This window comes from Algibacter sp., assembly GCF_029245835.1.
In the GTDB taxonomy this organism is placed as follows: domain Bacteria; phylum Bacteroidota; class Bacteroidia; order Flavobacteriales; family Flavobacteriaceae; genus Algibacter_B.
Map to the genome: position 1 here is coordinate 1 of NZ_JAQWOO010000056.1, position 22,357 is coordinate 22,357.

General features: G+C 31.6%; 25 protein-coding genes. 6 read left to right on the top strand and 19 right to left on the bottom strand.

Going from position 1 to position 22,357, the window contains the following annotated elements; translation table 11 throughout:
• Positions 1-162: 162 nt before the first annotated feature.
• The 12 genes from P8K68_RS09150 to P8K68_RS09205 all read right to left on the bottom strand — a co-directional run bounded on the left by P8K68_RS09150 (position 163) and on the right by P8K68_RS09205 (position 9,544).
• Positions 163-471: a hypothetical protein gene (locus tag P8K68_RS09150; protein WP_300249869.1), complete on the bottom strand. Its 309-nt coding sequence runs from the start codon at positions 469-471 to the stop codon at positions 163-165.
• A 79-nt stretch (positions 472-550) separates the two neighbouring features.
• A complete protein-coding gene (locus P8K68_RS09155) occupies positions 551-1,000 on the bottom strand; it encodes a tRNA (cytidine(34)-2'-O)-methyltransferase (RefSeq protein ID WP_300249872.1) in 450 nt (149 codons plus the stop codon).
• A gap of 4 nt (positions 1,001-1,004) precedes the next feature.
• A complete protein-coding gene (locus P8K68_RS09160) occupies positions 1,005-1,247 on the bottom strand; it encodes a hypothetical protein (protein WP_300249873.1) in 243 nt (80 codons plus the stop codon).
• 71 nt (positions 1,248-1,318) lie between these two features.
• Positions 1,319-1,450 (bottom strand): hypothetical protein, encoded by a 132-nt coding sequence (locus tag P8K68_RS09165; RefSeq protein ID WP_300249875.1) that lies wholly within the window; start codon positions 1,448-1,450, stop codon positions 1,319-1,321.
• A gap of 86 nt (positions 1,451-1,536) precedes the next feature.
• Positions 1,537-2,268, bottom strand: a complete 732-nt coding sequence (locus P8K68_RS09170) for an SIMPL domain-containing protein (protein WP_300249877.1) — start codon at positions 2,266-2,268, stop codon at positions 1,537-1,539.
• 24 nt (positions 2,269-2,292) lie between these two features.
• Positions 2,293-3,054: a tryptophan synthase subunit alpha gene (trpA, locus tag P8K68_RS09175; RefSeq protein WP_300249879.1), complete on the bottom strand. Its 762-nt coding sequence runs from the start codon at positions 3,052-3,054 to the stop codon at positions 2,293-2,295.
• A 153-nt stretch (positions 3,055-3,207) separates the two neighbouring features.
• Positions 3,208-4,389, bottom strand: a complete 1,182-nt coding sequence (gene trpB / locus P8K68_RS09180; protein WP_300249881.1) for a tryptophan synthase subunit beta — start codon at positions 4,387-4,389, stop codon at positions 3,208-3,210.
• A gap of 69 nt (positions 4,390-4,458) precedes the next feature.
• Positions 4,459-5,154, bottom strand: a complete 696-nt coding sequence (locus tag P8K68_RS09185) for a phosphoribosylanthranilate isomerase (protein ID WP_300249883.1) — start codon at positions 5,152-5,154, stop codon at positions 4,459-4,461.
• Positions 5,151-5,936, bottom strand: coding sequence for an indole-3-glycerol phosphate synthase TrpC (gene trpC, locus P8K68_RS09190; RefSeq protein ID WP_300249885.1), 786 nt, complete (start codon positions 5,934-5,936; stop codon positions 5,151-5,153). The genes P8K68_RS09185 and trpC overlap by 4 nt, the downstream gene beginning before the upstream one ends.
• Positions 5,937-6,134: 198 nt before the next feature.
• The gene (gene trpD, locus P8K68_RS09195; protein ID WP_300249887.1) at positions 6,135-7,127 is read right to left on the bottom strand and encodes an anthranilate phosphoribosyltransferase; all 993 of its coding nucleotides are present in this window, start codon (positions 7,125-7,127) and stop codon (positions 6,135-6,137) included.
• A 94-nt stretch (positions 7,128-7,221) separates the two neighbouring features.
• Positions 7,222-7,791 (bottom strand): aminodeoxychorismate/anthranilate synthase component II, encoded by a 570-nt coding sequence (locus tag P8K68_RS09200; RefSeq protein WP_300249890.1) that lies wholly within the window; start codon positions 7,789-7,791, stop codon positions 7,222-7,224.
• 346 nt (positions 7,792-8,137) lie between these two features.
• Positions 8,138-9,544, bottom strand: a complete 1,407-nt coding sequence (locus P8K68_RS09205) for an anthranilate synthase component I family protein (RefSeq protein ID WP_300249892.1) — start codon at positions 9,542-9,544, stop codon at positions 8,138-8,140.
• A 291-nt stretch (positions 9,545-9,835) separates the two neighbouring features.
• On the opposite strand from P8K68_RS09205, the gene P8K68_RS09210 reads away from it, so the two are divergent.
• From P8K68_RS09210 to P8K68_RS09235, 6 genes are all read left to right on the top strand, one after another.
• Complete coding sequence (locus tag P8K68_RS09210) at positions 9,836-10,381, top strand: redoxin domain-containing protein (protein ID WP_300249894.1); 546 nt, start codon at positions 9,836-9,838, stop codon at positions 10,379-10,381.
• A gap of 6 nt (positions 10,382-10,387) precedes the next feature.
• Positions 10,388-11,005, top strand: coding sequence for a thioredoxin family protein (locus tag P8K68_RS09215; RefSeq protein WP_300249895.1), 618 nt, complete (start codon positions 10,388-10,390; stop codon positions 11,003-11,005).
• A gap of 100 nt (positions 11,006-11,105) precedes the next feature.
• On the top strand, positions 11,106-11,423 hold the full coding sequence (locus P8K68_RS09220) for a rhodanese-like domain-containing protein (protein ID WP_300249896.1): 318 nt from the start codon (positions 11,106-11,108) through the stop codon (positions 11,421-11,423).
• Between the two features lie 6 nt (positions 11,424-11,429).
• Positions 11,430-11,825 carry a rhodanese-like domain-containing protein gene (locus P8K68_RS09225; protein WP_300249898.1) on the top strand — a complete coding sequence of 132 codons (396 nt, stop codon included), beginning with the start codon at positions 11,430-11,432 and terminating at the stop codon, positions 11,823-11,825.
• Positions 11,826-12,118: 293 nt separating this feature from the next.
• Complete coding sequence (locus P8K68_RS09230) at positions 12,119-12,388, top strand: hypothetical protein (RefSeq protein ID WP_300249900.1); 270 nt, start codon at positions 12,119-12,121, stop codon at positions 12,386-12,388.
• A gap of 525 nt (positions 12,389-12,913) precedes the next feature.
• Positions 12,914-13,678: an aldolase/citrate lyase family protein gene (locus P8K68_RS09235; protein ID WP_300249902.1), complete on the top strand. Its 765-nt coding sequence runs from the start codon at positions 12,914-12,916 to the stop codon at positions 13,676-13,678.
• A 298-nt stretch (positions 13,679-13,976) separates the two neighbouring features.
• On the opposite strand, the gene P8K68_RS09240 is transcribed toward P8K68_RS09235, so the two are convergent.
• The 7 genes from P8K68_RS09240 to P8K68_RS09270 all read right to left on the bottom strand — a co-directional run bounded on the left by P8K68_RS09240 (position 13,977) and on the right by P8K68_RS09270 (position 21,787).
• Entirely contained in the window at positions 13,977-14,588 is a 612-nt protein-coding gene (locus tag P8K68_RS09240) for a tetratricopeptide repeat protein (protein ID WP_300249904.1), read from the bottom strand.
• Positions 14,589-14,641: 53 nt separating this feature from the next.
• Positions 14,642-15,970, bottom strand: a complete 1,329-nt coding sequence (locus P8K68_RS09245) for a hypothetical protein (protein ID WP_300249907.1) — start codon at positions 15,968-15,970, stop codon at positions 14,642-14,644.
• 3 nt (positions 15,971-15,973) lie between these two features.
• The gene (locus tag P8K68_RS09250) at positions 15,974-18,139 is read right to left on the bottom strand and encodes an urea transporter (RefSeq protein ID WP_300249909.1); all 2,166 of its coding nucleotides are present in this window, start codon (positions 18,137-18,139) and stop codon (positions 15,974-15,976) included.
• Positions 18,140-18,230: 91 nt separating this feature from the next.
• Positions 18,231-19,580 (bottom strand): hypothetical protein, encoded by a 1,350-nt coding sequence (locus P8K68_RS09255; RefSeq protein WP_300249911.1) that lies wholly within the window; start codon positions 19,578-19,580, stop codon positions 18,231-18,233.
• 17 nt (positions 19,581-19,597) lie between these two features.
• The gene (locus P8K68_RS09260) at positions 19,598-20,644 is read right to left on the bottom strand and encodes an ATP-grasp domain-containing protein (RefSeq protein ID WP_300249914.1); all 1,047 of its coding nucleotides are present in this window, start codon (positions 20,642-20,644) and stop codon (positions 19,598-19,600) included.
• Positions 20,637-20,882, bottom strand: a complete 246-nt coding sequence (locus P8K68_RS09265; protein WP_300249916.1) for a PqqD family protein — start codon at positions 20,880-20,882, stop codon at positions 20,637-20,639. Before P8K68_RS09265 ends, P8K68_RS09260 begins: the two co-directional genes overlap by 8 nt.
• A 335-nt stretch (positions 20,883-21,217) precedes the next feature.
• Positions 21,218-21,787: an AraC family transcriptional regulator gene (locus tag P8K68_RS09270; protein ID WP_300249919.1), complete on the bottom strand. Its 570-nt coding sequence runs from the start codon at positions 21,785-21,787 to the stop codon at positions 21,218-21,220.
• Positions 21,788-22,357: the final 570 nt, after the last annotated feature.

Sequence of the window (22,357 nt, forward strand, 5' to 3'; positions counted from 1 at the left end):
GTGAGTTTGGCGATATAGAAATCGCTTTGCTCTATTTTAACAACATTATTATTTACTATTAAAACAAAGAGCGTCAAAATAAAACCTAAATGACCAAAAATAAAAAGATCGCCTAAATTGTTTTTAGACGACCTCTTTTAAGTTTCTGTGTTTAAAAAAAAACTAGTCTTGTTTTTTCTTTTTCTTGCCTTTTCCTTTTCCCCAGTTTTCTTTTAATTCAACTAAAGTTAAAGCGCCATTACCATCAGTATCTAATTTTGCGTAATTTTTTTCTAACTGATTAGCTGGTACTACTTTTTTTCTCTTAACGGATTTGAATTCATCCAAAGAAACTGAACCATCAGCATCAGCATCAAATTTTTTATACATTTTTTCAAAGTTTGGAGCTTTTTTTTCTTGTGCAGACATAGTTAAAGAAAAAGCGAATAATCCAAGTGTTAATAATCTTAATTTTACAGTATTTAATTTCATTTTTTTAAATTTTTTTAATTTGTTTAGTAATAGTACTGAGCAATAAGACTATTAAAAATTAAAAAGGTTTAATACAAAATTAAATATTTTTCAATGCTTCGTAAATAACGATACTTACAGCGTTTGCAAGATTCAAACTTCTAACATGTTCACTATAAAGTGGTATTTTAAAAAGTTGATTTTCATACTTTTGAATCAAAGGTTTAGGTAAACCAACGGACTCTTTTCCAAAAACTAAAAACATATCATCTTCAAATGGAATACCCCAATGGTTTTTTGAGCCATGGCTAGAAAGGAATGCTATTTTTTTATCTCCATTAATTTTGAAAAATTCATCAATATTTTCATAATACGTAACCGATAGATGTTGCCAATAGTCTAAGCCAGCGCGTTTTAAACGACTATCATCAATGGTAAATCCAAAAGGTTTAACAAGGTGCAAGTTTGAACCCGATGCTAAAGCTAAACGGCCTATATTTCCTGTGTTATTAGGAATTTCAGGTTCTATAAGTACAATGTTTAAAGGCATAGCTTTAGTCTTTTGAATTTGCTTTAGAAGTACGTTTAACGATGGTTATAATAATTAGTCGAATTAATAATACAAAGGGAAAACCATGAAGTGCTACATCAAAATAATCCATTGGTCCCATACCATTTCCACCACCTGCTAACCATTTAATTTTACCTAAAATATGAGGTTCGGGTAAAAAAGGTGCTAAACCAAGAGTTAAGCACAGTATAATAGTAATACGCCAGTCGTTATAGAATTTTGTCATATTAAAAAAGTCTGTTCAAATATATGAACAGACTTTGGTTGAATTTATAATCTCGAGATTTATTTTTTGTTTTATTGCTTTTTTATTGTTTTTTCGTCAATATCGAACTGGTTTGTTTTTTGATTTACATTTCCTGTTGGATTTGTTGGATTTTTTTGTTCTTTAGTAGGTTTAAATTTCTTTTTATCTTCAATAATTCCCATTGTTTTATTTTTTTAAGTTCATAAATAACATAAGAAAAATGAATTAAAACCTTATTAAAGTAATCTTAAAACTATATATGGTTTAGTTATTTAACAGCATAAGTTAGCTTCATAGTAATTGAAGCTGTTTTTTCTTTAGAAGTTGTATTATAAGCCCCACCCCAGGAATAATCCTCGTTTGAGTTTTGCCCAGTAATTTGAAAAATACCCATATTTGCTATAATAAGTTCGCCTAGCGACGCTCCAGAATTTTCTGAAATGCTTTCAGCTCTTAGTCTTGCATTATCAGTAGATCTTGATATCATTTCAATTTTTAAATCTTCTAATTTAGTATAATAATACCTTGGAGACATGGAATATAATTGAATGCCTTTATTTAATAATTCTGTAACTTCTCTTGATATTTTTTCAACCTTTTCAACTTCTTTTGAATTTATCTGTACCGTTTGATTTAGTGTGAAACCTGTAAATTCTTGACCTAAATATTTTCCGTCTGAAGAATAGTTTTGTTTCATGTTTTTGCTTGTGGTAACAGCTGTAAAAACAATAACATCATCTGATAAGCCTTTTGATTTTAAATATTCTGAAATCGTTTCTTTATCCTTTTTCAAATCGGCATATGCTTCTTTTAAATCTCTATTTACTTGAGAAAAACTAGCTTCCCAAACAATAAGATCGGATGTGAAATTTGTTTTTCCTAAACCTGTTACAGAGATAGTTCCAGCCTTTTTGTTTCGGTTTATTATAGCATTTCCTAAAATAAGAGAAGCTGATATAATAGTAATGCCAAATATAATGGCACTTAAATTCTTTTTCATTGAAAATAGATTTTGATATTTATATTATCTGATGGATGTAACAAAATTTGGAATATCATCTATAGAATTTTCACTAATAAATTTTATAAAAGCACTTCCAATAATAGCGCCTTTAGCAAAATTAGTTGCTTGTGTAAATGTTTTGTTATCTGATATTCCAAACCCAATTATTTGTGGGTTTTTTAAATCCATATTCGATATACGTTTAAAATAAACCTCTTGGTCGCTACCAAACCCTTTTTTACTTCCTGTAACACTCGCGCTACTAACCATATAAATAAAGCCGTTTGAAACAGAATCGATAAAATTAATACGTTCAACCGAAGTTTGTGGTGTAATTAAAAATACATTTATAAGTCCGTATTTTTCAAATATAGTTTGATATTCTTCGTGATAAACATCTACAGGTAAATCAGGAATAATTAAACCGTCAATACCAATCTCACTACATTTTTTACAAAAGGCTTCAACGCCGTATTGCAGCATCGGGTTAAAATACCCCATAATAATTAAAGGAATATTTACTGTTTTTCTGATGTCTTTTAGTTGATTAAAGAGTACCTCCGTAGTCATGCCATTTTTCAGAGCCTGAGTGGAACTATCTTGAATAGTTGGTCCATCGGCCAAAGGATCACTAAAAGGCAAGCCAATTTCAATCATATCAACACCGTTTTTTTCTAGGTCTTGAATGATGGTAACAGTGTCGTTAATATCCGGATAACCTGCAGTAAAATATATAGAAAGTAACTTTTTGTCTTCTTCTAATTTTTGGTTTATTCTGTTCATTTGTTTTTTCTTTTTTTTGAGACCTCACAGGTTTTAAAAACCTGTGAGGTCTCTGTTTGCGTTAGGGATTGCAGTGGAAAGCCCACAGCCCGACATAGGAGGTGCGAGGACTTGTAACGTAAAGCCCGACCCTTTTTGGGTAACGCCCAAATTTTAAATTTTGAAATAATCTATATAATTCTGTAAATCCTTATCACCACGACCAGATAAATTTAAAACCACAACATCATCAGGTTTAAATGTTTTATAATTAAAAATAGCTAAGGCGTGCGATGTTTCAATGGCAGGAATAATACCCTCTAATTTTGAAAGTTCTAGGCCAGCTTCCATAGCGTCGCTATCTGTAATTGACATGAATTCTGCACGACCAGTTTTAGCTAAATGTGCATGCATAGGGCCAACACCAGGATAATCTAACCCTGCCGAAATGGAGTAAGGTTCTGTAATTTGTCCGTCTTTAGTTTGCATTAAAAGCGTTTTACATCCATGAATAATACCTTCTTTTCCTAAAACAGATGTTGCTGCACTTTCACCAGAATCTATACCTAAACCAGCAGCTTCAACAGCAATAATACCAACATCAGGTTCATGAAGAAAATGGTAATAGGTTCCTGCAGCATTACTACCGCCGCCTATACACGCTACTACATAATCTGGGTTTTCGCGTCCTTCGACTTCTTTTAATTGCCATTTTATTTCTTCTGAAACAATAGCTTGGAAACGGGTAACCATATCTGGATAGGGATGCGGACCAATAGCAGAACCAATAATATAATGGGTGTTTACAGGGTTGTTAATCCAATCTCTAATCGCCTCGTTAGTAGCATCTTTTAGCGTTCGGCTTCCTGATAATGCAGGTACCACTTTAGCACCTAACATTTTCATTCTAGCTACGTTTGGCGCTTGACGAGCGATATCAATTTCGCCCATATACACAATACATTCTAAACCCATTAAAGCACAAACCGTAGCAGTAGCCACACCATGTTGACCCGCGCCAGTTTCAGCAATAATTCTGGTTTTTCCTAAACGCTGCGCCATTAAAATCTGACCAATAGTATTATTGATTTTGTGAGCGCCCGTATGGTTTAAATCTTCTCGTTTTAAATATATTTTGGTATTATATTTTTCTGAAAGACGTTTCGCAAAATACAGTGGAGAAGGGCGACCCACATAATCCTTAAGTAATTGGTTAAACTCCGCCTGAAAATCGGGTTCAGCCATTATTTTTAAATAATTTTGGCGTAACTCTTCAACATTAGGATAGAGCATTTCTGGAATGAATGCACCTCCAAATTCGCCGTAATAGCCTTTTTCGTTTACGTTATAATTCATAGTTTTTTCTTTTTCGTCATTCCGAACGCAGCGAAGCAATCTGTTTTTTTTTAGTTTTAAAAATTGAGATTACTTCTTCATTTGTTCCTCATTCATCGTAATGACGTTGTTTTTAAATTTTTCTATCAGCTCAATATTTTTTAATCCAGGTTCAATCTCAAATTTACTATTCACATCTAAAGCATAGCAATATTTTGAGGCGCTACTGTTGGTAAACTGTTTTATGTCTTCAACTTCGTTTAGTCCTATACCACCACTTAAAAAGAAAGGTTTAGTTGATGGATAATTGTTTAATACATTCCAATCAAAGGTATAACCGTTTCCACCGGGTAATTTACCTTTAGTGTCAAAAAGGAAGTAATCACAAACATATTCATAAGGCTCTAAAACACTAAAATCAAATTCATCTTTAATTGAAAAGACCTTGACAATTTCTAGTTTCTCGTCTGTATCTTTTGAAGCGATTACTTCGTCGTTTCTCTCCTCGAAATGACGTTTCAATTTCAAGCAATATTCAGGGGATTCTTTTCCGTGTAATTGAATCGCTTGTAAATTGTATTTATTTATTTTTTCAATAACAAAATTAATATCTGCATCAACAAAAACACCTACTTTCCTTATAGATTTTGGTAATACAGGAATCGATGGAGCATTAAAGTTTCGTGCAGATTTTTCATAAAATATAAACCCAAGGTAATCAGGTTGCAATGCTGCAACTTGTTCAATATTATCTTGATATTTCATGCCACAAACCTTTAATCTCATCTTTCTAAGGTTTTAATAAATTCAGTTGCACTAGCTCCAGGGTTATCTGTTTTCATAAAGTTTTCTCCAATTAAAAAGCCTTGGTACCCATAAGGTTGTAATTCTTTAATCGCTTCAATATTACTAATACCACTTTCGGATACTTTTACAAAGTCATTTGGAATCAGATTACTTAAGCTTTTACTAGTTTGTAAACTAACATCAAAGGTTTTTAAATTCCGGTTATTTACTCCCAGCATGTCTAAACTAGGCATAACAGATTTATGTAGCTCTTCTTCATTATGGACTTCTAAAAGTACATCTAGATTCAAACGTTTTGCAAACTCAGAGAATTGTTTTATTTCATCTCTTGATAGAATGGCAGCGATTAACAGAATAACATCAGCACCATAGGCTTTAGCTTCAAGCATTTGGTATTCATCTATAATGAATTCTTTACGTAATAAAGGCAGATTACAACTTGCTCTTGCTGTTAGTAAATCGTCTAAAGAACCTCCAAAATATTTTCCGTCGGTGAGAACAGACATGCCGCAAACGCCTGCATTTTCATAGCCTTTGGCAACATCTTGAATATTTAATCCATTATTGATTATAGCTTTTGATGGTGAACGCCTTTTGTGTTCTGCAATAATACCAGATTTACTGTTGCGTAAGTTATTGGCGAGTGAAACAGTTTGTCTTTCAAATAAAACAGAATGCTCTAATTGCGATACGGGAATTAAACTTTTTCTAAGTTCTACTTCCTTACGTTTATCTAGTGTTATTTTGTCTAGTATATTCATTTTTATATTCCTGTATAGTGTTGACTGTTTTAGTTATTAAAAATATCGTTTTTTAAAAACACCCCTAAAGTCTCCTCAAGGGGACACCACTTCCTAACTGATTACTCAAAACTGATTACTATATATAATCTAATTCAATATTTATCTTCATTCTTTAGTAAGCTAACTGCTCACTGAATACTGCCAACTGTGGACTTTTTATCTGCTTAACTCAATCAATTTGTCTAAACTTCCTTTTCCTTTTCCTGAAAATAATGATTCTTTTGCCATTTCAAAACCTGCTTGATGTGAAATCTGCTTTGTGGTGGCAATAGCTAATCCTGCATTGGCGCAAACTACATTATTTTGTGCTTCTGTACCTTTTCCGCTTATTATATCAACAAATATGTTTGCTGCATCTTTAACCGAGTCTCCTCCAAAAATGGCATCTTGTTTAATTTTAGAAACTCCTAAATCTTCTGGTGAAAACAATTTTTCAGTATGATTTGAAACAATTTTTGCTTTTCCTGTTAATGAAATTTCATCATAGCCATCTAAAGCATAGACTATATTATAGTTTGTTTCTGTATTTTGATATATAAAACTATATAGTCGTAAAAGTTCTAAACTAAAAACGCCTAACATTTGGTTTTTTGGAAATGAAGGATTAACCAAAGGCCCCAACATATTAAAAAATGTTTTTACACCTAGCTCTCTACGAATAGGAGCAACGTTCTTCATAGCAGGGTGAAATAGTGGTGCGTGTAATATACATATGCCTGCTTTATCTATACAACCTTTTAAAAAATCTTCATTGTTGGAAAACTTGACCCCTAAATGTTCCATAACATTTGATGAACCCGAAGTTGATGACACGCCATAATTGCCATGTTTGGAAACGTTAACCCCAGCACCTGCCGTAATAAAGGAAGACAAGGTGGAGATGTTGAATGTATTTTTGCCATCGCCTCCGGTACCTACTATATCTATGGCATTGAATTCGTTGAGGTTTATAGACACACAAAGTTCTAAAAGGGCATCTCTAAAACCTTTTAATTCTTCTAAGGTAATACTTCGCATCATAAAAACAGATAGGAAACATGTTATTTGGCTTGGGTTGTACATATCGTTTGATATGTTAACTATTACCTGTTTAGCCTCCTCTGTTGAGAGTGTTTCGTGATTTATTAGTCTATTTAGTATGTCTTTCATGGCTTCTACCTAACCCTCTATATTGGAGAGGGAATTGATTAGTTGCTTGTTTTTAGTTTTGTTTTTAAAGTCCCCTGTGGGGATTTAGGGGCTTTTAATTATTTACCCAATTTTCTAATATCTTCTTCCCATCTGGCGTTAAAACCGATTCTGGGTGGTATTGCACACCTCTAACATCATATATTTTGTGTCTTAAAGACATGACTTGTCCGTTTTCATCAAAAGAAGTGGCTTCTAAACTTTCTGGTAAATTTGGATTTACAACCCATGAATGGTATCGACCAACTTCAATGTTTTTGCCTAAATCTTTAAAGATGTATTCGTCATCGACACATAAAGTTACATTAGTAGCTACACCGTGGTAAACATCTTCTAAATTAATTAGTGATCCTCCAAAAACTTCGCCTATAGCTTGTTGCCCTAAACAAACCCCTAGAATACTTTTTGTTGGGGCATATTTTTGAATAATAGCTTTTAGTAAACCAGCTTCATCTGGAATTCCTGGACCCGGTGATAATACAATCTTATCAAACGGTTGCACATCTTCTAAAGTTAATTTATCGTTTCTTACTACGGTTACATCACAATTTAAATCTTCTAAATAATGGACTAAGTTGTATGTAAAACTGTCGTAATTGTCTATAACTAGTACCTTTCTATTCATCTTTTTGTCATTCCTGTGTAGGCAGGAATTTATTTTTAGTTAATCTTTTTACTTTATGTTCATTTTGCCTTGATGCAAAACGAACCAAAAAATCAAATCAATCTGAGGAAATTGCTAAAGCATCATTCGCTCTCTGAATTGCACAATTAAAGCTGCGTTTTACGACTCCATTCCTTCGCTCATTATTTCTGCAGACTGATGATTCGGACTGTGTCCAAACTTGGGTGTTGACTTTCTACTATTTTCTTTTTTAGTTCCAAAATTGTTTTTAATCTTTCTAACTTCTAACTTCTAACTTCTAACTTCTAACTTCTAACTTCTAACTTCTAACTTCTAACTTCTAACTTCAGATATCTTCTGCTAATTTAATAGCTTTCGTTAATGCCCCTAGTTTATTGTAAACCTCTTGCAACTCGTTTTCTTGATTGGATTTTGAAACCAGTCCTGCGCCTGCTTGCCAATTGAGTTTATAGTCTTTGCTTAAAAAGGTACGTATCATAATAGCGTGATTAAAATTACCATTGAAATCCATAAAGCCAATGGCACCTCCGTAGTAACCACGACTTGTTTTTTCATAATCTTCAATAAGTTGCATCGCTCTATGTTTTGGCGCGCCGCTTAACGTTCCTGCTGGAAAAGTATCTGCTACCACTTGCATGGTAGAGGTTGCGTTGTGTTTTTGCCCAGTAACTTTACTTACCAAATGTATAACGTGTGAGAAAAACTGAACTTCGCGATACGTTACTACTTTTACATCGCTTCCGTGTCGGCTTAAATCGTTTCTTGCTAAATCGACAAGCATCACATGTTCAGCATTTTCTTTGTCGTCATTTTTAAGCTTTTCTGCTAGAATTTCATCTTTTTGTTCGTCTCCAGTGCGTTTAAATGTTCCTGCAATAGGATGAATTTCAGCTAAACCATCGTCTACAATAAGTTGTGCTTCTGGCGAACTTCCGAAAATTTTAAAATCGCCGTAATCAAAATAGAATAGGTAAGGTGATGGGTTTATGCTTCTTAATGCGCGGTAAATATTAAAATCATCGCCTGTATATTCTTGAGAAAAACGTCTTGATAATACGAGTTGAAATACATCTCCGCGTTGGCAATGTTTTCTGGCTATTTCAACGTGTTCTCTAAACTCATCATCCGTCAGGTTAGATTTAATATCGCCTTTTGAACTGAAATTATATGATGCAAAATTTTGAACGTTTATTAGTTTATCTATAGCGTCAACATTATTTTCAGTGTCTTCATAACAATGCGCAAAAATATAAGCTTCATTTTTAAAGTGATTTATGGCAATTATATTTTTATAAACCGCATAATACATATCTGGGATAACCACAGAATTGTCTTTTTTACTAATTTGAACATCTTCAAAATATCTTACCGCATCATAAGCAGTATAGCCAAAAATACCGTTATTTATGAATTTAAAATTTTCTTCAGATTGGGTGTCAAAGCGTTTTGTGAAATTGAAAATCTCATCTACCACATTAACATCTTCTGTGATATCTAATTTAGCAGAACTGCCATCAGGAAAGGTTTGTGAAATTACTTCATTTTCAACCTTTATGGAAGCAATAGGGTTGAAACAGATGTATGAGAAATTCTTATGACTTCTATGATAGTCACCACTTTCTAATAAAATACTATTAGGATATTTGTCGCGTATTTTATAATATACAGTAACAGGAGTAATAGTGTCTGTTAAGATGCGTTTATGATGTGTGTAAAGACTAAATTTTTTCATCTTATTTATTTTATTTTATTCTGAAAATACATCAGAACAAAGAAAAAGGCTTGTCGTGAATGACAAGCCTTTTGAATATTTTAATTTTTAAATATACTAGGGTTTTACTTCACGAAGATTAGTTTCGAAAGCACCACCACCAAGTATCATTTAAAATTGTTTTCATACTTTATTTATTATAGGCTCAAATATAGAAATGAAAATGGTTTTACACAATACTTTAAATCATTTTTTACATAAAAGTTTGTTAAACTATAAGAAATACAAAGAAGTATTAATTAATTTTATTTTATGAAGTTAAAACTATTATTTATTACCATTCTTTTAATGGTGAGTTGTGCTAAAGAAAAAAAAACAGCAACAATTCAAGAAGTAAGCGGACAAGAAGTATTGCAAAACGATAAAAATTCGGATGATTTTCAGTTGGAAGTGTATGATTTTTCAGGTTTAGAACCATTTTTGAATAAAAAAGATGATAAGATTTATGTAGTGAATTTTTGGGCAACTTGGTGCGCACCCTGTGTGAAGGAGCTTCCTTATTTTGAAAAATTAAATTCAGAATATAAAAACCAAAATGTTGAGGTTGTTCTAGTGAGTCTTGATTTTCCGCATTTGTATGAAAAAAAATTAAAACCATTTATAAAAGAAAATAACCTAGCCTCTAAAGTAATAGCCTTAGACGATGCCAATATGAATACATGGATACCTATGGTAGATGAAAATTGGTCTGGATCAATTCCGGCAACAGTAATATACAAGAATGATGAGCGAAGATTTTTTGAGCAATCGTTCAATTATGAAGAATTAGAAAAAGAACTTAAACAATTTATAAAATAAAATAATATGAAAAAATCAATTAAAATCCTTTCAGTAGTATTTTTACTAATGTTAGTTAGTGCATTTAATGTAAACAACACCGCAAGTGACGGGTACCAAATTGGTGATGTAGCCGAAGATTTTTCGCTTAAAAATATTGATGGAAATATGGTTTCTATGGCAGATTATAATAATGCGAAAGGTTTCATAATCACATTTACTTGTAATACGTGTCCGTTCGCAGTGATGTACGAAGATAGAATACAAGCTCTTAACGTAAAGTACGCAACTTTAGGCTACCCTGTAATTGCTATTATGCCAAACAATACAGCTGTTAAACCCGGAGATGCTTTACCTGAAATGAAAAAACGAGCAAAAGAAAAAGGTTTTACTTTTCCTTATTTAATGGATGAAGCACAAAATGTATATCCGAAATTTGGAGCTACTAAAACACCTCATATTTATGTTCTAGAAAAAACTAAAAAAGGAAATATTGTAAAGTATATTGGCGCCATTGATGATAACCATAAAGATGCTTCAGCAGTTAAAGTTAAATATGTTGAAAATGCTGTAGATGCTTTATTAAAAGGAGAAACAGTTAAGCAAAAAGAAACAAAAGCAATAGGTTGTTCTATTAAAGTGTAATCAAAAAAAATTAAAATGAATCCGAAGTGTAATACTTCGGATTTTTTTTCGTCTATAATTTTAGATATATTATTTTTGCAAAATTAATATTAAAACAAACATGGAAGACTTAACACAAGAAGAATGGGCAATGCAATTAGCCAATGATGATAATGCTATTGTACTAGATGTAAGAACCGATGCTGAAGTTGCAGAAGGGATTATACCTAATGCCATTCACTTAGATATTTATAAAGGGCAAGAATTTATTAATGACATTGAAGACCTAGATAAAAGCAAAAGTTACTATGTGTATTGTCGCTCAGGAAATAGAAGTGGGAAAGCATGCCAAATAATGGAGCAACTAGGTTTTGAGAATGCTTATAACCTTGAAGGCGGTATGTTAGAATGGACTGGTGAGGTTGTTGATATTAATTAATTTTTTATGATATCGTTTCGCCTCTTTTTGTATACACTTTTATTAGTTTCAATTACTGGATGTAATCAAATGAAGCCTCAAGAAGGTTTTACAAATGTTAAACCTAAATTGTTTAATGATTTGATTGTTAATAATGTGCAGCTTATTGATGTTAGAACTCCAGAGGAGTATATTGAAAATCATATTCCCAATGCAATAAATATTAATTATTTTTCCGATGATTTTATTGCAGATATAACAAAGTTAGATACCACAAAACCTATTTACATTTATTGTCGTTCTGGAAAACGCAGCAAGAAAAGTGTTATTCCTTTTAAAGAGGTTGGATTCACCCAAATTTATAATTTAGAAGGCGGTATATTAAACTGGACGTCTAAAGGCCTTTCTACGCAAAGTAAATAATTCATAAAATACATACTATAGTATATTGGAAAGCAGACGCAAAATTATCTAATACACCTATGATGGAAGATGATGCATCAACTTATCCCTTATTATTTGTTAGATATCATGAAGGCTTTAAGTTTTATTATGCGCATTCAACTATTTTTTAAGTAATTCACCTTTTTTATTTTTTACAGATTAAAGAATTTACTTTTTTTGTATTAAAGTTAGCTGTTTAATAAAAAAAATATTATTTTAATAGCTTATTTTTAAGGTTTTATTAATTAATAGCATTTAAAATTATTTTTCTAATGGAAAACGGTTTCGTTATTTTAGGAATTATTACTCTTTTATTTTTGAGTATGTATGGATTCTCTTATCTTTCAGTAGCTAGAGAAAAAATGAAGCAAAAAAGACTTCAGCAGAAAGAATTAGAAAAGGCAGAATTAAGACGTCAGGCTCGACTTAAAAATCAAGAATTAATTGATGCAAGAGTTAGAAAATTCAATGAAAGAAAAGAAGAGATACAACACGAATTATTGTTGTTGAAAAAAATGAAAGAAAAACAAAAAGTTAGTTGATTTTTTTTCTAATATAAAAAGCTCCTGCGATTTATTTCGTAGGAGCTTTTTTTTTATACTCTAAATAGTCCACCTTTATTAGGGAATCATTAACAACGGTAAATAAAATGGAAGATGAGTTGCCGATGTAACATATTGTATTTGGTTTGACTCTGAAACTTTTACGTGGCTTGGGATTTCTCAAGAATCAGACCTTACAGTATCAGTAGATTATGAGTTTGATTAGCTTGCTTTTTTTTCAATAGCTTGATTTTAAGTAGCTTAAATTATTACTTTAAAACAGATGATGAAGTGTTAGTATTAGTAAATAACATAGAATTTGGTTTAATTTCTTATATGTTTATAAGAGAATTGAATATTTCAAAGAAGGTATAGAATTTGTATAAATTCAAATAAATGATGTGAAATATACTATATATTTGCCTTATGAAGAATTTAAGAGTAGTTGTATAGGTTACGACTGTTCTCGTTTAGTATTAAAAGATTATTTAATAAAAAATGTGTTAAAAAGACATTTTATAAATTATGAAGAAAAATTTATTACAACAAAGCCTTAAGGAAGGAAAAACTTTATATGGCCCTTTTTGCAAAATACAAGACCCTACAATTGTTGAAATTGCGGCTTTAAGTGGTTTTGACTTTGTGATTATTGATATGGAACATGGTCCTTTTAGTATTGAGTCTGCTCAAAATATGATTAGAGCAGCAGAGGCAAGAGGAATAACCCCTGTGGTTAGGGTTACTGAAAATTCAGAAACTTTAATCTTAAGAACTTTAGATATTGGTTTTAAATGTATTCAAGTTCCTCAGATATGTACAAAAGCGGATGCTGAAAGATTAGTGAAATCTACAAAATTTTATCCTAAAGGTGAAAGAGGTATGTGTCGTTATGTAAGGGCTGCAGAATATACAAATATTACTGGAGCAGACCATTTTGGAAAAGCAAACGATAGTATAACTACTATTATTCATATTGAAGGTATGGAAGGTATTAATAACTTAGAAGAAATTGTTCAAGTAGATGGTATTGACGTAATCTTTTTAGGGCCTTACGATCTATCACAATCATGTGGTGTCCCTGGTCAAGTTAATGATCCTAAAGTTGTCAATGCTATGCAAGAAGCAGTAAAAACTGCCAAGAAATTTGGGAAATCCGTTGGAACTTTTACTGAATCTCCAGAAAAAGCAAAAATGTGGAGAGAAATAGGAGTACAATATATTTCTTATGCTGTAGACGTTGGTTTAATAATGAATACTTTTAAAGATATTACCAAACAATTGAAGAGTTAAACTATTTCTTCTTTTAATTATTTTTAGTACAACTCAAAAAAAAAAGTGTAAAAAAAAAAGAGAATATATTCAAACAGTTAAGTCTCGGATTGCTTTTTTGCTGGCTATGAATGAAATAAGATTCGAGATAAATAGGGTGCAAATAATTGTAGCTTTTTATGTGTTTTCTTCCATTGGACGATATTGACTCTCCAGAAGAGTACCAAAAACTGATAAAAACTGATAAAAAAAATTAAAAATGATTAAAAATGGCTTACAAAAAACGCTTATTAAATGAGAAACATAAAATAGACTAAGACTATTTTAGTATCGCTAATCCTTCAAGTGCAGATGCATTATTAGGCGTATTCATCAGTGCTTTATTAAATAAGATACGAGCCTCTTTCGTCTTGCCAATTTTCAAGGAACTCCATGCATACATTAATAAACCATCAAAGTCAAAAGGATATAGATTTACCACTTTTTCAAACAATACATATGCATCGCTAAACATTTTTTTATTGTAAAAAATCAATCCTAATTGGTAATTAGCAACAGTGTTATTGGGCGAGATAATAAGTATTTGTTTGTAAATGTCAATGACAGCATCCCATTTGCCCGTGGCTGCTTTAGGCAGTATTAAACCAAATTTTGCTTCCTCTGAATAAGGTAATATTTTTATGGCTTTCGTATAGTATTTCTCAGATTCATTAAAATCACTATGCTGATAATATAACCATCCTAGGCGAAGGTTAATTTCATAAGAATCATCTAGGTAGGCGTCTTTTAAAACACGAATAGAATTCTCGATGTTATTGTCGTTTTCAAACGTATAGCTATTTTTAAAAGCAGTTTGAATTTTTTTAACATCTTGAGCCTGTACTTGCATTGAAGTAAAAATTAGCAATGTTAGTAAAAATATATATTTCATGATTTAGATTTTTTTTAGGATTATTAATCGAAAGTATTAACGGTTTTTAAATATCAAAAATTGAACTGCATACCCATAAATATAGATCGAGTATTATAGGGATTGTTAAAAATAATGTCATCCTGAGTATATTGGTTAATAAGTGCGTCGTTTCTTAAAATAAGATACAATTGTAAATGGTTGTTAATTAGATAATTTACACTTGCTCCATACCAATAATCTAACGCATCTAAGTTGTTATAAATACTCATACCTGCATCATCTACGAAGTTATTAATTTCACCGAGTAAACCGAAAATAGCCACACTTAAATTAGTGCTAATACTGCTATTAACACTTTGTTTAAAAACAACATTTTTATTGTTTTTGTTAGTGAAATTATGTTGATAATACATATCTGTTTTAGTGTATAATGATGCATTACCGAAAGGAAAATAGTTTATTGAGATTGAAGGTTGAATCAAACTATTTGAATTTATTCTTGAAAAACTACTTGCTATGGTAAAATCTATATTTTTAATAGCTTTTGAGAAAGACAAGTATGAGGAAAAATTACTAAATTTTCCATCATAAATACGTGTTTGAGTAGGCCTATTACCGTTGCCTGTAGTTGTTTGTGAATCGTACCAATCTAGCGTCTCGCTCATGTAAGTTAACCCAAGCTTAAGGTTTGTGCCTTTTCCTATATTTTTATTCCAAGAAAAATACAACTGATATTGCTTCATTTTTTCTTCAATAATTTCAGGAGAATAGGCGATATCGTATATAGAATTTTCGCCATTTAAAAGGGATAAATTAAAATTGAAAATCGATGAGTTTTCTGCGTAATTAAATAAATTAACAGAATAATAATTCAGAGAATTTCTTGTTACTTGGGTGAGGTTATCTACAACGGTATTATTTATGGTATAGTCATCAAACTGTATGTTCTTATAATTTAAAGATATACCATTAATTGTTTTACTTTGGTTATAGAAGCTTATTTTTTTACGGTACTCTGCATCAAGAGATGCCAGTATCTTTCTCGCATCTTCAACTTGCAAACCCAATAAACAGGAATAATATAAGTATTCTTTTGCGATGGTATCTTTTGGAGTTATACTCACCACATTTTCAAAATGTGGGATGGCTTTTCTATAATTACGCTTGTTGTAATAGGCGATACCCATGCGGTATTGTAAATAGTAAAAATCGATATCGTTTTTAAGTGATTGTTTTCCTAAATCAATCAGATCATCCCACTTTTTTTGGATATAATAGTCATAACTAAGTCTGTCAATTTCATTTAAAGTCAAGTTTTCTTGAGCTACCAATTGGGTACTATTAAATCCACTAGCAACTAGTAATAGAAAAAAAATAATATTAGCGTTTAAGTGTTTCATTTTTTATTGAATTTTTGCGATAGATAAGAGCCCTCTCTTTTCAATTTTTATTGCGTATTTGTTTTCTTCAATTAATTTACGTTTTGAATTCAATGAGAATAGACTTTCAAGTCTTATATCAGAAGGCAGAAAATCGTTATCAATACTCACGTATTTCAATTTAAATTTAGCTTTTAGATAAATTTTAAATGGTGCAATAAAATCTTGTAGAAACCTTTTTCTTACAGAGAATACATTATCAACGGGTAAATTATCGGTTATTTCTAAGTCTTTGTAAAAACCTTGTTCTAATTTATATAGGCTGAGGTATAAAGTATATAAGAAAGAATTTTTATTGCCTATATAATTTATAAATTGGAACAGTGATCCATTATTATTGAAATAGGCTACCGCATCGGTTTTTAAACATTTGAAATAGGAATTATTAAACGCGTCAACCAATACTTCTAATTCGTGATGGTACTCAGAATCATCAAATATTTGCGTGTATATATTATCTTTTTTATAAAACTTCAACCGTTGTCCAGGTATGAAATTAAACGCATTTTGTATTAAAGTATTAATTTCAATATTAGATACCTTGTCATGCTTATTTGGAATGGCGAAATTTAAAATCTGTCTTGATTTTTGAACGTTTTTAATAATGCCTTCAAATGGATACTTAAATGTTTTAGAGCCAATATACGGGCTAAGCTGAAACTGGAAATGCAGGTGTGGATAGGGTGATCTTCCAGAGTTTCCAACGGTTGCTAATAATTGGCCTTTTTTTACAAAATCACCTTTTTTAACTTTAAAAGAATCGGCCTTTAAATGGCTATATTGTGAAAACAGATAGTCACTGTGCTTAATCACGATACTATTTCCCCAATTTTGCAAGGTATTTACTTCGCCAATAACATTATCTTCAATCGTATCATATATTTCTACAATGGTTCCATCAGCTGAAGCGACTACCGGTTTGTTGTAGCAATAATAATCTTCAGGATAATCGCCTGAATTTTTATATTGCGATTTATTAGTATCTAAAATAATAAAATCCCAAGCATCAGACCACGCGCCAATATGTGTGTGTTCACCTTGATGCCCTTGAGAGATATCCCATTCGCCTAATACCGGTAAATATACTGGTAAGTAATAAGGTATCGGAAATCGTTCTTTAATATTAACATGCTGATAAATGTTTTTCTCTGGTGAATTATATTGAAATATCGGTTCAACCAAGGTTTCTCCTGGTTCTAGTCTTAATTTCATGACATAGAGAAATGTTAATACGACAACATTAAACGGAAGTGAATAAATAGGCAAATTAAATTTATAAAATAACTGTCCCATACCAAAGGTTAGAATTACGGTAATTGGCAATAAAATTAGCATCCATGAATACGACCATTTGCTAGGTATTAAAAAAATACCTCCTAGTGCTATTGATGTTAAAATATAATTGAATCCGATATAGGTATAGCTAAGTTCGCTGTAATCAATACCAACAAATTTGTAAAATAGAATAGCAACATAAAAACCAATAATTGAAAGCGAAAATGAAATTCTAGAGCTTACAAGTAGGCCTATCGCGATTATTAATCCAGCCAATTCATTATACTGAAAAGCGATAGCTGATAGGGATAGTAAATAATCTTTAATAAAAAACGGGTAGGTAATATTGTTTAAATAAATATGCAAATCAACTAATAGCTGACCTCCTAAGGAATAGAGTTCGCTATAGTGATAGATGCCTCGTTCGCTTACACCAATACCAATGAGGTTAGTATACGATAAATCGATAATCCATATCGCCAATAGAAATGGGATACTTAAAAACGGTAACATATATTTACTTAGAACCCCTTCAATGGCCAATGTTAATAAAAGTGTTAATACAGCGGATATTAATATAACCACCACAACTCTGATACCTGGTCCGAAAAAAACAGCAATTCCAAGACCCACCAAAAGGGCATTGAAACCGTAAAGACCTGCTATTATTTTCTTTTCATCAAATTTAAACCAGAGAGCAGTTTGAACAGTAATGACTACTGATAATAATCCCATAAAGCCTATCCAAAAGTCAAAAAAAGTTACCAGCATTATGGCTAACCCCAGGAATTTACTTTTAGAGAAAAATATTTGAGAATAACTGTTAGCTATAATGTTTACATATTTATCAACCATTTGTTTAGGCTATTTTATGTTGTTATATTCAGTGTTCAATCAGTTCAATCAGTTCAATCTTCAGCCTTCGCTCTTCAATGCTCCGTAGTCATTAACTCTTCAGATAATCAGGTATGACTTCTTGAGCTTCAAATGTCGCGTTGGTTTCAGCTTTTCTAATAATATGTGTGTTATGTTCCTCATCAATCATAATAACATTGGGTCTAAAGGTTATAAACTGCATCCATTGGGTCATGTTATATGCACCAACACGTCTTATCGCAACTTGATCGCCTTTTTGTAAAAGCGGAAACTGAACAGCTGCTCTAACAACATCAATATTCATACATAGTGGACCATAAAGTGTTGTGTCTTCTGTTTGTTGGGTTGTAGTTTCCACAGGTAAAACTTCATGTTCATACCAAAACGATGTAAAAAGATTGTTTACACCAATGTCTAATATGGTTGAACGTCTGCCATCAGCCAACCTCTTATTTGCAAGTACGGTACCTAATAAATAACCAGCATCATCAATTAAAGCGCGACCACTTTCTATAATGAGTGTAGGTAATTCGTTTGGGGCAAAATTAGCACTCATTAATGCCCCTGTAATAGCATCGGCATAAGCGTCAAAAGTAGGGCAGGTGTCTTTACCCGGTAAATAAGCGCCTTTTAATGTGTTTTTGGAAGCAAATCCACCTCCGATATCAATGTATTGAATGGCATGATTAAATTTTTTCTTTAAGGACGTCGCTAACTCTGCTAGTTTTGATATCGCAACAGCGTAAGCATTTGGTGTTGTAATATAGGTGCCAATATGGGTATGCAAACCAACCACATCAACCTTTTCGCTGTACATTAATCGGTTAAGTGCTTGCCAAGCTTCACCATTTTCATAATTAAACCCGAATCGATCCCATTGCGGATAAATCCCCGTATTCATATTGACTCTAATGGCTACTTTTGGTCTTTTATAAGAAGTTTCAGCCAGTTTTAAAATAGTGTAGAGCTCATCAAAATGGTCTATATGAATAAGAGATAGATTTTGAATAGCTAATTTTAAGTCTTCATCACTTTTATCTGGACCGTTAAATATAATTTCATTCCCTGGAACCCCATTATTCAATGCTTTTTGGTATTCAAACCCTGAAACCACTTCGGCCCACGATCCTAATTTTTTAAATACTCGGCATACAGCATCAATATAATTTGTTTTGTATGACCAGGCAAATTGTACTTTTGGATATCTTGAAGTAAATGCGCTTGTTGCTTCTTCGTATGTTTTCCTGATGGTTGGCTCCGAAACTACAAATACTGGAGAGCCGTACTGTTCAAGAATATCTTTAACGGGAACGGTGTCTATTTGATTAAGTGTTTCAACCGATGTTTTCATTCCAAATTTATCGGGTACTCCAGCGTTTATCTTGCTGATTATTGGTCTTTCGTATCTAAGTTTAGTCATTTTAGTAGTTTTTAAAATTATAATTCTCCTGTAATACTAAGTTTCTCAAATTGAGAAATATCGGCTATTAAATCATATGAATAACGTACAAACATTTTTCCAATATCATATTTTGTAAAAGGTGCAACATCTTCTCCGTTGGCAAGCTGAATAAGGGCTTCGGGTATATTCTGTCCGGCTTCAACAGCTAAATAAACCCATGCTGGAATACGCGGATTAATCTCAATAAGATAATAGTCGCCTTCGTTGTTTTTTATTAACTCAAGCTCCATACCACCTCTCCATTTTGTGTTTTTAATGAGCTTGTGTGTAATATCAAGCATGGTTTCATCGCCTAAGGTTATTCCGCCCCATGCTTTTCCTTTATCGGTAATGTATTGTTTTCGCATAGGAACGGCAGCAATAGTATTTCCTCGGCCGTCACCCAGAGCTATAACATTTACTTCGGTTCCTTTAATAAACTCTTGGATAATAACGGGTAGTCCCCATTTTGAAGAAATTTTATTAAAATGACCTATAACTTGTTCTGAATTATAAGCGATATAGGCATCGTAAAATTTACCTTTTACTAAAACGGGATAATCGAAATCGTCTCGAAGTTTTGAAACATCGTTTACGCTAGTTAAAGATTTGCTTTTGGGCACCTTAATATTGTATTTTTCACCAAATTCAACCAATTTTTCTTTTTCGCGTTCTTCAAACTGTTGTTTTGTTGGTAGAAACGATTTTATGTTTAATGATTCAAGCCTAGTTTGCGATGTTATGAATGTGAAGAGTTCCGCATCGAAATTAGGGATTAAAAAATCGATGTTTTCAATACTATTTACATATTCAATTCTATTAAGAAGTGCCTCTGAACCGACCGATGGATACGGAATTTGATATACCTTATCGGCAACGTTTTCCATATAAATACCAGGTTCAAGGTTTTCGTAAACCAACCCTATTATACGTACGTCGAATGATTTTGCGCTACGCAGTGCTCTAATAACAGGAACACCTGGACCCGGATTATCGGTATTGTTAAGTCCGGTTATTGCAATGGTATATTTTGGTTTATTCATTTTCTAAAAGTTTATGGTGTTTAAGCATATCTATAAAATCGTCATAATTTCGCTCAAAAGTAAATTCATCAGCGTCATATGTATTGAGTATATGAAATGAAATGTCACTTTTTGATTTCCCTGATTTTATTAATTCTAGTATTTCTTTACCAATACTGTTTAACGAATACGAATCGCCAGAGTTGGGATCGAATACAAAACCAGTTTCACTTATTGCAATGTTGTTCTTTAGTTTCATCTTTAGAGATTTAATAGTTAAGACCAGATTCCAGTTTCTTTTGAAGAAGTTACTTCGGTATTAATTTTTTGTAAAATATATCTTGATGTATATTTCCTCATTTCGATTGGATTTATATCAAAATTACTGATATATATAATTAAATATGTTACGAAATTCGGTGATAGTTTTATAGTTCCAAATGGTGGAAGTAAAAAAATGAAATTGAAAGAGATTATGTGGTACTAATACAGCATTGATGGAGTCTGTTTTTTTGAAGACTACTATAAATTGGCAATTATGAAGTAATGCCTAAGTTTTTTAAACCTCAATCTTCTGATTATAAGTTGTTTGAATTATAGTAAATCTTCAAGGGCTATTCGTACTCTTCTAGGGTCTTTTTTGTACTCGCTAACTGTGATGCCTGTTTCTTTCTTAAATTGGCTAGAGAGATATTGTACACTACTATAATCCATCATATAAGCAATTTCAGATAGTGTAAATTCATCACTATCAATGAGTTCTTTTATGCGTTCAATCTTGTTTTGTATAATAAACTTTTCGAGTGTAGTATTTTCGTATTTTGAAAATAGTTTTGATAATTGTTGGTAGCTTAGGTTTAGTTTTTCAACTAAGTAATCTGTTTTTTGAACTATTGAATTAACATTATTCATGAGATGAATTAATTCAATAACGGCAATTTTTGTTTGCTCAACAATTCTTTTTTCTCGGCTTACAACCAGACCAAAGCCTAATTTTCGAAGAATTTTATCGAGCTCTTTAAATGAGGGACTATTATCTAAAAAAATAACTTCGGCATACCCCAAATTAATGAATAGTACTTTAATGTTGTTGCTTTCTAATAGATTGCGAATAATAGTGGTACAGCATTTGGACATCATATTTTTAATGTACAATTTTTCCATATCCATAATAAATTAAATTCACGAATTAATCGAAACATAAAGAATTTGATAACAGCTAAAAAACCTGTTTCAAATTGAGATGTAAAAGAAAAAATTTGTTCATGTTATTGAAAATCAGTACAATTGATTTAAACGAAAATGATTATCATGAACAACTTAAATGCAAATTACAAAAGAATTTTGAAAGTTTTATAAAATTATTAAAAGAATGGTTTTTATCCTATTAAAATCGATAATCTAATTTGATTGATTTAGAGTCTATTAGTTAAATGTTGTCGCTAAATTTTAGTTTGATATTAGGTATAATTAAATATGTAATAGGAGTGTAAATCCTTTAGTATGGGCTCTTATTTTTGGCTGATATATTTAAAGTTATTATTAGTTATAAGCTATTTTTTAGAATATTTTTAAGCAGTAATATATTGACGCTAAAAGAGGCTGTCTAAAAAGGCAGTCTCTTTTTTATTGTTTTAGATTTTAAAAAAAGTATTGGTTTTCGTATCTTAAAGGTATGAAAAGCAACATCGTTTGGAAGACGAATAGTCAGTCTCAATTAAGTCTTCTCCCACC

Excerpts from the sequence above, each read along its gene's own strand:
- P8K68_RS09150 (WP_300249869.1), bottom strand. The coding sequence starts at position 471 with ATGAAATTAAATACTGTAAAATTAAGATTATTAACACTTGGATTATTC.
- P8K68_RS09155 (WP_300249872.1), bottom strand. The coding sequence starts at position 1,000 with ATGCCTTTAAACATTGTACTTATAGAACCTGAAATTCCTAATAACACA.
- P8K68_RS09160 (WP_300249873.1), bottom strand. The coding sequence starts at position 1,247 with ATGACAAAATTCTATAACGACTGGCGTATTACTATTATACTGTGCTTA.
- P8K68_RS09165 (WP_300249875.1), bottom strand. The coding sequence starts at position 1,450 with ATGGGAATTATTGAAGATAAAAAGAAATTTAAACCTACTAAAGAACAA.
- P8K68_RS09170 (WP_300249877.1), bottom strand. The coding sequence starts at position 2,268 with ATGAAAAAGAATTTAAGTGCCATTATATTTGGCATTACTATTATATCA.
- trpA (WP_300249879.1), bottom strand. The coding sequence starts at position 3,054 with ATGAACAGAATAAACCAAAAATTAGAAGAAGACAAAAAGTTACTTTCT.
- trpB (WP_300249881.1), bottom strand. The coding sequence starts at position 4,389 with ATGAATTATAACGTAAACGAAAAAGGCTATTACGGCGAATTTGGAGGT.
- P8K68_RS09185 (WP_300249883.1), bottom strand. The coding sequence starts at position 5,154 with ATGAGATTAAAGGTTTGTGGCATGAAATATCAAGATAATATTGAACAA.
- trpC (WP_300249885.1), bottom strand. The coding sequence starts at position 5,936 with ATGAATATACTAGACAAAATAACACTAGATAAACGTAAGGAAGTAGAA.
- trpD (WP_300249887.1), bottom strand. The coding sequence starts at position 7,127 with ATGAAAGACATACTAAATAGACTAATAAATCACGAAACACTCTCAACA.
- P8K68_RS09200 (WP_300249890.1), bottom strand. The coding sequence starts at position 7,791 with ATGAATAGAAAGGTACTAGTTATAGACAATTACGACAGTTTTACATAC.
- P8K68_RS09205 (WP_300249892.1), bottom strand. The coding sequence starts at position 9,544 with ATGAAAAAATTTAGTCTTTACACACATCATAAACGCATCTTAACAGAC.
- P8K68_RS09210 (WP_300249894.1), top strand. The coding sequence starts at position 9,836 with ATGAAGTTAAAACTATTATTTATTACCATTCTTTTAATGGTGAGTTGT.
- P8K68_RS09215 (WP_300249895.1), top strand. The coding sequence starts at position 10,388 with ATGAAAAAATCAATTAAAATCCTTTCAGTAGTATTTTTACTAATGTTA.
- P8K68_RS09220 (WP_300249896.1), top strand. The coding sequence starts at position 11,106 with ATGGAAGACTTAACACAAGAAGAATGGGCAATGCAATTAGCCAATGAT.
- P8K68_RS09225 (WP_300249898.1), top strand. The coding sequence starts at position 11,430 with ATGATATCGTTTCGCCTCTTTTTGTATACACTTTTATTAGTTTCAATT.
- P8K68_RS09230 (WP_300249900.1), top strand. The coding sequence starts at position 12,119 with ATGGAAAACGGTTTCGTTATTTTAGGAATTATTACTCTTTTATTTTTG.
- P8K68_RS09235 (WP_300249902.1), top strand. The coding sequence starts at position 12,914 with ATGAAGAAAAATTTATTACAACAAAGCCTTAAGGAAGGAAAAACTTTA.
- P8K68_RS09240 (WP_300249904.1), bottom strand. The coding sequence starts at position 14,588 with ATGAAATATATATTTTTACTAACATTGCTAATTTTTACTTCAATGCAA.
- P8K68_RS09245 (WP_300249907.1), bottom strand. The coding sequence starts at position 15,970 with ATGAAACACTTAAACGCTAATATTATTTTTTTTCTATTACTAGTTGCT.
- P8K68_RS09250 (WP_300249909.1), bottom strand. The coding sequence starts at position 18,139 with ATGGTTGATAAATATGTAAACATTATAGCTAACAGTTATTCTCAAATA.
- P8K68_RS09255 (WP_300249911.1), bottom strand. The coding sequence starts at position 19,580 with ATGACTAAACTTAGATACGAAAGACCAATAATCAGCAAGATAAACGCT.
- P8K68_RS09260 (WP_300249914.1), bottom strand. The coding sequence starts at position 20,644 with ATGAATAAACCAAAATATACCATTGCAATAACCGGACTTAACAATACC.
- P8K68_RS09265 (WP_300249916.1), bottom strand. The coding sequence starts at position 20,882 with ATGAAACTAAAGAACAACATTGCAATAAGTGAAACTGGTTTTGTATTC.
- P8K68_RS09270 (WP_300249919.1), bottom strand. The coding sequence starts at position 21,787 with ATGGAAAAATTGTACATTAAAAATATGATGTCCAAATGCTGTACCACT.